A 12,239-nucleotide genomic window follows, 5' to 3' on the forward strand; every position below is an offset into this window, starting at 1 on the left:
TTATTATTTTTTTCAAAAAAATCATCGCTTTTCGACTTGTTTTTTCATTTCTCCTATTACTTTTATACCTATTTCAATTCAATAATTTCAATTTACTATGCTTTTATGTCTTTTTTCATACTTTATTTTTGAACCGGCTCATATAAACTTCGATAAAAACCACTTTCTTTTATTAAATCGGCATGTCTTCCTTGTTGAATAAGTTGCCCTTCTTTTAAAACAAAAATCCAATCCACAGCATGTAATACATCTATATTATGCGTTGTGAAGATTAATGTTTTTGTTCTCGTTGCTTCTTGAAGTGCTTTTAGAATGTGTAAGTTAATTGACATGTTAAACTCAGCTATTATTTGATCTAAAATAAGAACATCTGGATTCGCTAAAACAGCTCGTGCAATAGTAATTAATTGTCGCTCTCCTTGACTTAAATTATCACCATTCGAATAAAGCATCGTTTCATATTTTTCAGGTAAACGATTAATAAATTTATGTGCTTGTACTTTTTTAGATGCTTGTATAACTTCTTCATCTGTGGCTGATGGATTACTTAATCGAATATTCTCTAGAATACTTCCTGTAAATAGATACATGTGTTCCGGAACACTATTAATGCATTTACGCAGTTGGCTTTTTTTATAATTAGATATTAGTTCATTGTTTATTAAGATGCGTCCACTTTTTAAATCATAAAATGTATTTAAATAATTTAATAATGCTGTTTTCCCCGAACCAGCTGGACCAATGATTGCCACTCGCTTTCCTAGCGGTATTTGCATCGAAATCTCTTTTAATACCATCTCACCTTTTGAATTTTCAATAGACATTTTTTCAATAATGATGTCTTCATTAATTTCGTTTAAAGATATTTTTTCTTGATCTTTAGTAAATTCATTGGGTGCATCTAACACTTCGAAAACACGTTTCACACCAGCATATGCAGCTTGTAATGAATTCAATGCATTTGATAACTGTTCAGTCGGTTTAAAAAATTGACGTGAGTAAGCACTAAATGAAGCAATCATTCCAATTGTTGCCATACCATATACCGTCATAATTGCACCTACTCCCACCATCAGTGTAAGTGCCATATTATTAAAAAAACGATTTAATGGTGCTAAAGAACTTGAAACAACTTCTGCTTGGAAATCTGCCTTTTTATAACATCGATTTCTTGTATTGAATGTATGCCACTGTTCCTTCTCTTGATTAAACAATGTCACTACCTCCGCACCTAATATATGTTCATTAATATGTGCATTCATATTTCCAAGCGCATGTTGCCTTGCTACATAATCTGTACTAGAGCGCATGACAATTTTTCGTGAAACATATAATAAAAACGGTAAAATAATAAAACTAATAAGTGCTAACTGCCATGACAGAAGCAGCATAGCAATAATGGTACCTGAGATTGTTAATATGGATGAAATCAGTGGAACTGCATTTTGACTCAATGCAGTGCTTAAATTATCTAAATCATTCGTTAGCCTACTCATTAAGTCTCCTGGCGAATGTTCTTTATGGTAACTGGGGGGTAAAACTTGAAATTTTTCAAACATCTCTAACCGTAACGCTCTCACAACTCCTACTGAAACTTGAATCATCATATACGTCTCAACCCATGCTAATGCGCTTACAACTAAATAAATAAGCGCTAAATAAAGTAAATGCTCAAAAGTACCTGAAATATCTCTCTTTAAAATGTATCGATCTACAATATGTCCTAAGAGCGTCGGCGCGTAAACTGTTAATATTGTTGACAGGAGAATGGAGATTGAAACAATACAAATTTTAAGACGATCTCGTAATATATACCTAGTTAATCGCAATAAAACTGCTTTAGATGCTTGATGTTTTGTTTGTATTGATTCTTTCATCATCTATTTCCCCTCCTGTTGCGCATAGTACATCTGTTTATAATATGCTGATTGCTGTAATAACTCTTCGTGTGTACCCTTCGCTATTACTTCTCCCTCTTTTAATAAAATGAGTTGATCTACTTTTTGAACAGTCGATAAATTTGATGTTGCAATAATGAGTGTTTGTTGTTGTGCATGTTTTTGGATATATGATTGAATATGATTTACTTTTAAAAAGTCACGTGTAGGTATTAAATCATCGATTACAATCATTTTTGCTTCTCGAATCAAGGCACGTGCTATCGATATACGTTGCTTTTGCTCATAAGATAATGTATCTATATCACTTTCTAATAAAGATTCTATATGTTGCTTTCCTGACCAAATGTGAAATTGTTTGAGTACATCTTTTAAACTCTCTTTGTTTGCTGTTATATTTCCATATTTCAAGTTGCTTTCAACACTACCTGAGAATAAAAATGCTTGCTGTGGTACAAATGCAATTTGTTGCCGAAGTTCTTCACCTTCAAAATGTTGAATAGATTGTCCATTTATTAAAATATCACCTTCTTGAAAAGCATGTAGTCGTGCAATGAGGCGCAGTAAAGTCGTTTTCCCTGAGCCGATATCGCCAATTATTGCTACACTTTGACCAAAAGGAATGTGAAAATTAAGATTTTTTAATTGAGGTTTCATTTGCTGTTTATAATAAAATGTAACATTTTGAAAAGTAATGTCCCCTATTTCAGAATGATTTTTAGGTTCAATTAGAGAAATATCTTTTGGAAGAGTGAAAATAAAAGAAAGGCGTTGAATGGAGGGAAGAGATCGCACCAATTGCATAAGTGCCATGATACTAAGTGTTATTGTGCTGAAAATTAAATTCAAATAGTTGATAAAGGCTAAAACAGCCCCTACTTGAATCTGATTTATATCAATTTTTAAAAGACCAATCCATAGCGTACTAACAATTCCTAAATTAATAATGAGCATGACAAGTGGGTTAAGGGAACCAATGACTTGTGCTGTCTTTTTATTTTGTTGCGTATAATTTCCATTAATTTTTTTAAAGCGCTGAATTTGTTCTTTTAGGCGATGGTAAGCTTTAATAATATACATGCCAAATAATGAATCAAATAATAATGTATTTACTGCATCTAATGCACGTTGAACATGACCATATAAAAAATAGGCATAAATTGAAAATAGTAAGACGATACATACTAATAAAATTAACATGCAGATGAGAATTATAAACAAATGATTCGCTGTAAACCAAACAACAAAAATTACTCCTATAAATATAAATGGCCCTCTAATTAAGACCATTAATAATTGTGTAAATGCTTGCTGAATAACGTTTACATCATTTGTTAGATTCGTGATTAGTCTTCCTACGCCTACTTCTTCTCGTTGCTTTTTTGTAAAATAACTAATTTTAATATAAAGTGCTGAACGTAAATCATTTGCCGCGTACACACTTGATTTTGTACCGAAATAAATACATGCAACCCCTGCAGCCAAAGCAATTAACGTACAGATTATCATATAAAAAATATACAATATTACGGTTTTCGGTTCATTCTGCTTAATTCCATGATCAATTACATACTGTACGCATAATAATTGGAAAAGTGTAGCACCTACTTCGATTAACATAAAAAAAGGCGCAAGTGTAGTAATAAACCAATATGGCTTAATAAAACGAAATAAACTTAAAAATTTTTTCACTTTATCACCTCTTTTTGAAAAATTTAAAAGTAATTGAATAAAAAAAGCCACTTCTTCGTTCTTGTTCGAACAAGAGGAAGAAGTAGCCTTCCCAACAAATATTAGAAATAATCGATGAAGCTTGGAATATGATTTGGAATTAAATCTTCAAGTAGTTCAACCATTTCTTCAGTTGGTGTTGTAATTCGTTCAATACTATATAAATAACGCGGGCGCAAATAGCCGAGTAACATCGTGGTTAATGTTTGGATGGTCACGTGCACTGCATCATCTACTAAATCATCACTTAACTTTGTCACCGTTACGCGACCAGAAGCAGATGTCACTTCGAATGTTCCTTCATTCCACTTTGCAAGACGATCTTCCACCGCAATGCGTAATGTGAAGTCAGGTAGTTCAAACGGGAACTGTTCCATGAATGATTGCACATCGACAATACGTGCCATAAAGTACGGCGATAAACTTTGCTTAATTTCGCTATCTTGCATTAAAAAGGCAATGGATTCTGTTCCACTCGTTTTTCCAAATACATGATAAACCATGGATTTATGTGCATGAATGAAGTTCCATAGTCCTTTACGTGCCTCATTCGTTAAGTAGATTAATTCATCCACATAGAAGTTTTCTTCCATAATACGATAGAAAAGATAGCCGACTGGTTCGTCTGTTTCTGCTTCATAGTAAACAGCTGTTTGAAGTTGTGTATCACTTCCTTCAAATTTTTCTTCCCAGTAACTTTCTTGGAATTTTTCATTCCATGCGATTGGATTACGCACCATCATCCCGTGCTTTTCAAGTGCGTATTCATGATAAATCTGTTTAATATGTTCATGTTCAAGTGGCACACGGCGCACCTGTCCTTCGATTTGGTCATAGTAAGGAATCTGTGTATCCTTCATTTGATATTCAACAATATCACTCATAATTTCAAAACCTTTATTACGATAATAAGGAATTGAGTATGGGAATAAGTATGAAATTGAACGGCCTTCGTCACGCATATTTTCTAAACTTTTTAAAATGAGTTTATGCATTAAACCGTGGCTTGAGTACTCTGGGTACGTGCCAACTGCTGTAATTCCCCCCATTTCATAAATTTTACCGTGGATGTTCACTTGAAACGGTAAATTTAATATTTGAGAAATCAAATGGTCTTTGTCGAACCAGCCCATTGCAGTCCCCTCACGGAATTGCTTTGATTTCGCATTAATGAATACACGATCTTTGTGCATCGATACATTAATTTGAAATACATAATTTAAAAGTTTAATAAATTGATCCATTTCTTCAATTTGGATCTCACGCAACTCTAACTGTTGCTTTGTCATAATTCCACTCCTCTTATTTGGTCCATCAAATACATCTATACCACCATTTTGACAATTATTAACACACTGTCTTATGTTTTTTTATGTATGGCAAGTCTTTCTACTATATAAAGAAAGCATATTTTCCTTGAACCTTATATACTATCTTAATATTCTTTTATAGAACTGTCCAATAAAGTACTAAAGTGATTGAGTTTGGAGACGAGTGGCCCTTTTTGAGGCGCGAATGTTCGTTTTCAATCCAAAACTAAAAACTCTCGTTTGATCGTCACATCATACGAGAGTTGAATTTATTCGATATACTATTCGCCACGCATGTAATCTTTTGGGAGTGAGAAGCCACGTCCCATAATATCCGAGGCATTTAAGAAAATAACGAAGGAATCGGTTCCTTGTGTTTGGAGTAATTCTTTTAAATAGACGGCTTCTGACTGCTCAACAACGCTAAACAATAGTGCTTTTTGTTGTTTTGAATAGCCACCTTCAGACCAAATTTTTGTGAAGCCTCGGTTAATTTCCTGATGAATTAAACGGCGTACTTCTTCTTCTTGGTCGGTAATAATTAATACAAGTTTAGATGACGATGTACGAAGCTGTACCAAGTCAATGACTTTACTCGTAATAAAGATGGCAATCATCGCATACAGTGCTAACTCTAAATTGAATACAAACATCGCTGCAATAACGACTGCTGCATCAATTAATAATTGAGCGAACCCACTGGAGAAATGGAAATATTTTTTTAATAATTGCCCGATAATCGTTGTACCACCTGTTGAACCATTTCCACGAAAGACAAGACCTAACCCAACACCTGTTAAAATACCACCGTAAATGGATGCAAGCATGGGATCATGTACTTTGAATGGAATATGTGCAGTTGCTGCGATAAATAATGGTAGCATCACTGTCCCCACTAATGTCTTCACACTGAAATTTTTCCCAAGTAAAGCATACCCTACAAAAAATAATGGAATGTTAATGGATAGCTGAACAATCGTTGGATTCCATTGGTAAAGCTCATATAAAATCGTACTAATACCGACAACGCCACCTGCTGCAAGTTTTGCAGGTAATAAGAAGGCATTAAAGGAAATCCCTAAAATAAATGTACCGATTAACATTAAAACATATGAACGTGCTTCTTTTGCCATGTGAAACGCCCTCTCTTTACGAACTTCTCTTTCATTTTAACGAGCGGAGGTTTCAGTTGGCAACTACTGGAGAATAAGTTTGTTTATTTCGTGTTTTTATGTCCGCTAAAAGGCTTGTAATAAGCCCACCATGACAATATTCGTTAAGTGCGCTGCTAATTTTTCTGTTCGGTGGTCTTGGTCATGTACAGGATTTACTTCACATACGCTAAAACTAACGACATTCGGTTGACGCGTTGCGACTTGTAAAATTTCACGTACTTGTTTTGGTTCTAATCCACAAACAGCTGGGATACTTACACCTGGTGCATAGGCAACGTCTAAAACGTCCATACATAAAGATATCATCATGACATCACATGTTTGCGTAAATTCGTCCATCATCATTTGAAGTTCACCACGTGCTAACTCATCTTCGCATAAATACGCAACACCATAGGCTTCTGCTCGTTGAAATAATTCATTCGTATTCGTATAACGCCCAATCCCACAGGCAAAACATGTAACGTGATCATCTTCATCTAAAATCTGCTTCATAACAGACATTGAGGTTGTATGTTGATCATACGAATGAAGCGAAAAGCGCGACGCAATACTTAAAATACCTATTTTCACATCCGCTCCGTACATTTTGCGTACACCGAGGTAATGTCCATATAATGTTTCATGACCACCACCTAAAATAATGGCACGCTCTTTATGTTGTAAAATATGATAGACCTTCTCACCTAATTTTTTTTGAGAAGTTTCGAGTGATTCTTCACATAAAATATTACCGTAATCTTTTAATTTAGAAGGTTGTGGTGCGCGCCAAGGAATATTAGAGAGCGCACGTCGAATGGCGGCTGGTGCTTCAGCTGCACCTACTCTACCTTGATATCTTTTGACACCTTCATCACATGAAAATCCAATGAGTCCAATCGTTGGAACAAAAGCTAATTCACTTACTTCTTCATGGCATGCAACGACTTGATGATAGCGTAAATTGTCGAATGTCGTAGGGAGGTCTATTCGACCATACCAATTTTCTTTTGATTGATTCGCCACTTTCCATCAACCTCCTATATGTCTTTTCACTAGTATAACGTGTTCAAACTCTTTATAATTTGTAAAAATTTTGAATTTTTAAAATAAATAATCACCTCAAAAGCATACGGCTCTATACTTTTGAGGTGATTTTTTCACTTATGGTATTCTTCTTCAAATTCTTCTTGAACAAATTTAGGGAAGGTTAAGACAGGTATATGTGACTTCGTTTGAATTGTTCGACTGACGCTTGATACGAGTTCACGTAACCCTCTTGTTCCTCTATTACCTATGACAATTAAATCTGCATGATGATCATGTGCATGACTTAAAATTGCTGCTGCTGGGCCTGTATCATAGACAAAACCCTCTACATGATTTGGTAAGTCAACGAAGCGATTTTTTGCTTTTTGAATAATCTGCTCTGCATAGGCAAGCATCTCTGGCGCACCGTCATCATAGTTTCGTTGAAATGGTGATGGATTTTCAAGTGGGTGTTCGTAAGCATACACAATATTTAACTCAATTTCTGCATGCATTTCTAAAATCTCATGAACATAATCAAGTACATCATTGGATAAGTCTGTATCATTATAAGCAACTACGACTTTTTTTGTGAACATCGTACATCTACCCCTTTTCTATCGAGCCATTGCTCAACTTCTTTCCCTTCCACTATACCCTGTTTCCGCTTATAAGATACCTATTTTACCCAATTATTTTTGTCAATTATCGTAACACAGATGATTTCGTATGGAAGTTTGTACCGTCCGTTGTTGCCTCTACATAGTTTGCACGAATAACAAAGTCGCCAAAGTGTTCTCCTTCAAGGCGTTCTTTTGCATATTGCGGAATAATCGTACGTAACTCTTGCAGAATCGTCGCTTCATCGACATTCTCTTTATAAATTTTATTTAAGCGTGAACCGTTAAATGCTGCACCTAAATACATATTGTATTTACCAGGTCCTTTTCCAATAAAACCAATCTCACCAATTGCCGCACGTGAACAACCGTTTGGACAACCCGACATACGAATGTTAATCTCTTGTTCATGTAAGCCAGATTCATCTAAAATTTCTTCAATTTTTGTAATTAAACTTGGTAAATAACGCTCCGCTTCTGCCATCGCTAAACCACATGTCGGAAGTGATACACAGGCGATTGAATTACGACGAAGCGCTGAATAATGCTTGCCATCAGTTAACTTATACTTTGTAATCAGCGATTGAATTTTTCGCTTTTTAGTCGGCGTAATATCTGAAATGACTAAGTTTTGATTCGGTGTCATGAAAAATCGACCTTCATGCACTTTCGCAATTTCACGTAGACCTGTCATAAGTGGATAATCTTCAAAGTCTTTCACACGCCCACCTTGAACAAATAATGTAAAGTGCCAATTACCATTTTCACCTTTTACCCAGCCATATTCGTCACCTGTACGTTCAAAATGGAATTGACGTGCTTCTTCTAATTCAAAACCGAGACGTTTGTGTAACTCCTCTTTAAACCACTCGATTCCATAGCGATCAATTGTATATTTGAATCGTGCGTTTTTACGCTCAATTCGATTACCGAAATCACGTTGAATTGTCACAATTTTTTCAGTTGTTACGAGTAATTGTTCTGGTGTCACAAAGCCAATTAAATGACCAAGTTGTGGGTATGTCTCATCATCACCATGTGTCATTCCCATACCGCCACCAACTGTAATATTAAATCCTTTTAATTCATTGTCTTCTACAATCGCAATAATACCGATATCTTGTGAATAAACATCTGTATCATTACTTGGCGGAATCGCAATCCCAATTTTGAATTTACGCGGTAAATATAACTCACCATAAATCGGCTCCACTTCTTCCACTTGTGGTGTATCATGTACTTTTTCACCATCTAACCAAATCTCATGGTAAGCTTGTGTTTTCGGCAGTAAATGTTCACTGACTTTCACAGACCATTGATACACTTCTTCATGAATTTTTGATGTCGTAGGAATGACATTACACATCACGTTTCGGTTTACATCACCACATGCAGCGAGCGAATCAAGTAAGACACGATTCATCTCTTGCATATAGGCTTTTACATTCCATTTTAAAATGCCATGTAACTGAAAGGCTTGGCGTGTTGTAATTTTCAAAGTACCGTTCCCGTACGTACGTGCCATTTCATCCATCATGAGCCACTGTTCACTTGTCGCTGCTCCGCCTGGTGTACGTACACGAATCATGAATTGGTAAGATGGTTCTAGTTTTTTACGTTGACGCTCGTCACGCTCATCACGATTATCCTGCATGTAACTACCATGGAATTTAATTAAATTTTGATCGGCTGCACCAATTGAACCTGTTAATGGGTCCTTCATTGATTCTTTTAGTGTACCTCTTAAATAGTTACTCTCTTTTTTAATGCCTTCGTTAACTGCTGGTGTACCTTCTTGTGGTGGTAGCACAATTTTCTTTGTCATGTTGTTTCCCCCTTAATAGACATCACGTAAATAGCGTTTTTCTTGTGTTAAACGCTCTAAATAGGCGCGCGCCTCATGTTCCGTTGTATTTTGCTGTTCTTGAATGACTTGTAAAATCGCTGCTTCTACATCTTTTGCCATTTGCTTTTCATCACCACAAATGAAGATAGTTGCACCTTTTTCTAGCCATTCATAGAATGTCTTTGCTTCTTCTAAAATACGATGTTGTACATAGATTTTTTCAGCTTGATCGCGTGAGAACGCCACAGACATCTTTGTTAATGTGCCTTCTTTTAAATAACGTTGCCATTCCACTTGATAGAGGAAGTCTGTCACAAAGTGCTGTTCACCGAAGAATAACCAACTTTCGCCTGTTGCACCTGTTTCATCACGTTGTTCAATAAAGGCTCTAAATGGTGCAATTCCTGTACCAGCACCAATCATAATAATTGGCTCGTCGTCTTTTGGTAAACGGAAGTGATCGTTTTCTTGAATGAAAATAGGGATTTGATCGCCAATCTCCAGTTCACTAGCAATCCATCCACTCGTTACACCTTCATAATGGCGTTCTTCGATGTCATATCGTACAAGTCCGACTGTAATATGCACCTCATCTGGGTTTGCATCATAACTACTCGCAATCGAATAAAGACGTGGCGGTAATTTACGTAATGTATCAGCTAATGTTTGTGCATCTAACTTTACATCATAGCTTTTTACAAGATCGATTAAATCACGACCTTCACGCCATGCTGCTTCTGGAAGTGGTGATACGCCTAATTTTTCAAGTAGCGGCTTTGTTAAAACACTGATTTCTAAACGATGTGTTAGCGCCTCTTGAATTGTTAATTCTTCTTGTTGAATTGTGACATGGTCATTTGCATCAATCGCTAACGCTTCTAGTAACGCTTGGACGCGCGCTGTATTATTTTTCGGATAAATACCGATGCTATCTCCCGGTGTAAATGAGATTCCCGAGCCTTCAAGTGATAATTCCACGTGATATGTTTCTTTATTTGAACCTGTCATATTCAAGTTAATCTTTTCTAGTACTTCTGCGTAGTATGGATTTTGTCTTGAATAAGTGGTTACTTCCTGTGTAGAGCTTACTTTCTTCTGTGCAATTGTGGCACCGACACCCGACTGTTGCAATAGTGCTTGTTGTACAGCTGTAAACCAATTGCTTGCATCTTCTTGGAAATCTAAATCACAGTCCACTCGTGGTACTAGTGCTACCCCGCCAAGCTTATGTAATTGTGTATCAAAGTCAATCGCTGTTTGACAGAATAAATCGTATGATGTATCACCAAGACCAAGAACGCTATACTGTAGATTCTCTAGTTTTAGCGCACGCGCACCGTGTAAAAATTCATAGAATGTTTTGGCGTTATCTGGCGCTTCACCTTCCCCTTGTGTACTCGTTACAATCAGTAAATTATCGACTTTTTTTAATTTTTTCACAGGGAAATCAGCCATCGAATAAACTTCTACTTGCACATCATTTTGCTTTAATTCTTCAGCAAATTGCGTCGCTAAATTTTTCGCATTCCCTGTTTGTGAGCCGTAAAGAATACTTGCTGTAATGGTTTTGATTGGCGCCTGTACTTCTTCGACAATTACAGCTGGTTGGTTCGTTTGTCCATGTTGTGTAGTCGCAGCTAAATATCCTGCTAACCATGTTTTTTGTTCTGCTGATAAGTTGGGTACTAATTCATTTAATAATTGGATTTGTTGTTCTGTGAAAGGACTATTCACAACTTGTAATACCATGTATGCCACCTCGACTATTTTGTATGATATAAAGCTTCTACTTTTTCAATTTGAATCACGCGAGCGTCTTGTACAATGATGCGAATCGAACCATTTTGAATTGCTGGTAGATATTCATGTAACTTCTCACGCAATTGCTGTAAATGGTCTTGTTTCTTCATATACTCACCCCATTTAATTCGATACTTTGCATTTTTTTCTCTACAGCTTCTTTAAAAGCACGAGCCGTACTCGGAACTTCTCCTAATCGCTTTGTCAAAATCACCTCTCTTTTTTCAGTTTGTTGAAGTCTTTCCAGTCGTTTCATGAGTAAACCCGAGAATAATAGATAGGGTATGAGAACGACTGGTTCTTTTCTCTCTTGATGCAGCGCTAAAACATCTTCAATTTTTGGTCCTGAACCATATAAAAAGGCGATATCAATCGAACGAATCGCAGTGCGTAATTTTAGCCGACTGGCGATTTCCGCAAATTCTTGCTGAATGGCAGGTTCTGAACTACCGCGTCCTACAATGATCAGTTGTGCATTCTTTGGAATGGGTTGTGTACTTAGTTGCTCAATGACTGCGTCAATCATCGTACGCGTTACACCAATTGGCTGACCGAGTGTAAACGTCACAGTTGGATATTTCGGTCCTACCTCTGCTAAAATCTCTGGTAAATCCGTCGTCGCATGCTGCGCTGTCAATAACAGTAATGGCATGACGATAATCTCTGTTGCACCTTTTGCTACACATGTGGCAACACCTTCTTCAATAGAAGGTGAAGAAATCTCTAAAAAGGCAATCTCTTGAATTGGTTCGTCCATCTGACTTTTAACGCGTTCAATAAATTCAATCGCCTGTCTCTCGCCTTCTCTCACTCGCGTTCCATGTCCTACATATAAAATCGCTCGCATTCGA

Annotated in this window: 10 protein-coding genes; all 10 read right to left on the reverse strand. The window is 36.4% G+C overall.

The window, feature by feature from the left end:
* Positions 1-122: 122 nt before the first annotated feature.
* The 10 genes from QN089_RS08335 to QN089_RS08380 all read right to left on the reverse strand — a co-directional run bounded on the left by QN089_RS08335 (position 123) and on the right by QN089_RS08380 (position 12,235).
* A complete protein-coding gene (locus tag QN089_RS08335) occupies positions 123-1,880 on the reverse strand; it encodes an ABC transporter ATP-binding protein (RefSeq protein ID WP_068453125.1) in 1,758 nt (585 codons plus the stop codon).
* Positions 1,881-3,590, reverse strand: coding sequence for an ABC transporter ATP-binding protein (locus tag QN089_RS08340; RefSeq protein ID WP_285215072.1), 1,710 nt, complete (start codon positions 3,588-3,590; stop codon positions 1,881-1,883).
* Positions 3,591-3,691: 101 nt separating this feature from the next.
* Entirely contained in the window at positions 3,692-4,921 is a 1,230-nt protein-coding gene (locus QN089_RS08345; protein WP_373863143.1) for a GNAT family N-acetyltransferase, read from the reverse strand.
* A gap of 299 nt (positions 4,922-5,220) precedes the next feature.
* Complete coding sequence (locus QN089_RS08350; RefSeq protein WP_068453116.1) at positions 5,221-6,072, reverse strand: YitT family protein; 852 nt, start codon at positions 6,070-6,072, stop codon at positions 5,221-5,223.
* A 105-nt stretch (positions 6,073-6,177) separates the two neighbouring features.
* Complete coding sequence (locus QN089_RS08355; protein ID WP_285215073.1) at positions 6,178-7,119, reverse strand: formimidoylglutamase; 942 nt, start codon at positions 7,117-7,119, stop codon at positions 6,178-6,180.
* Positions 7,120-7,253: 134 nt separating this feature from the next.
* The gene (locus QN089_RS08360) at positions 7,254-7,721 is read right to left on the reverse strand and encodes a universal stress protein (protein ID WP_068453110.1); all 468 of its coding nucleotides are present in this window, start codon (positions 7,719-7,721) and stop codon (positions 7,254-7,256) included.
* Between the two features lie 106 nt (positions 7,722-7,827).
* A complete protein-coding gene (gene cysI / locus QN089_RS08365) occupies positions 7,828-9,567 on the reverse strand; it encodes an assimilatory sulfite reductase (NADPH) hemoprotein subunit (protein ID WP_068453107.1) in 1,740 nt (579 codons plus the stop codon).
* A 12-nt stretch (positions 9,568-9,579) separates the two neighbouring features.
* A complete protein-coding gene (locus tag QN089_RS08370; protein WP_285215074.1) occupies positions 9,580-11,337 on the reverse strand; it encodes an assimilatory sulfite reductase (NADPH) flavoprotein subunit in 1,758 nt (585 codons plus the stop codon).
* Positions 11,338-11,351: 14 nt separating this feature from the next.
* On the reverse strand, positions 11,352-11,498 hold the full coding sequence (locus QN089_RS08375) for a DUF2292 domain-containing protein (RefSeq protein WP_082701401.1): 147 nt from the start codon (positions 11,496-11,498) through the stop codon (positions 11,352-11,354).
* Positions 11,495-12,235 carry a sirohydrochlorin chelatase gene (locus tag QN089_RS08380; protein WP_068453102.1) on the reverse strand — a complete coding sequence of 247 codons (741 nt, stop codon included), beginning with the start codon at positions 12,233-12,235 and terminating at the stop codon, positions 11,495-11,497. The genes QN089_RS08375 and QN089_RS08380 overlap by 4 nt, the downstream gene beginning before the upstream one ends.
* Positions 12,236-12,239: the final 4 nt, after the last annotated feature.

This window comes from Kurthia sp. YJT4 (assembly GCF_030219945.1).
GTDB lineage: Bacteria > Bacillota > Bacilli > Bacillales_A > Planococcaceae > Kurthia > Kurthia gibsonii.

What these genes read in the sequence shown, in the direction of transcription:
- QN089_RS08380 (WP_068453102.1), bottom strand. Translation starts at nt 12,235, where the DNA reads ATGCGAGCGATTTTATATGTAGGACATGGAACGCGAGTGAGAGAAGGC.
- cysI (WP_068453107.1), bottom strand. Translation starts at nt 9,567, where the DNA reads ATGACAAAGAAAATTGTGCTACCACCACAAGAAGGTACACCAGCAGTT.
- QN089_RS08350 (WP_068453116.1), bottom strand. Translation starts at nt 6,072, where the DNA reads ATGGCAAAAGAAGCACGTTCATATGTTTTAATGTTAATCGGTACATTT.
- QN089_RS08370 (WP_285215074.1), bottom strand. Translation starts at nt 11,337, where the DNA reads ATGGTATTACAAGTTGTGAATAGTCCTTTCACAGAACAACAAATCCAA.
- QN089_RS08360 (WP_068453110.1), bottom strand. Translation starts at nt 7,721, where the DNA reads ATGTTCACAAAAAAAGTCGTAGTTGCTTATAATGATACAGACTTATCC.
- QN089_RS08375 (WP_082701401.1), bottom strand. Translation starts at nt 11,498, where the DNA reads ATGAAGAAACAAGACCATTTACAGCAATTGCGTGAGAAGTTACATGAA.
- QN089_RS08335 (WP_068453125.1), bottom strand. Translation starts at nt 1,880, where the DNA reads ATGATGAAAGAATCAATACAAACAAAACATCAAGCATCTAAAGCAGTT.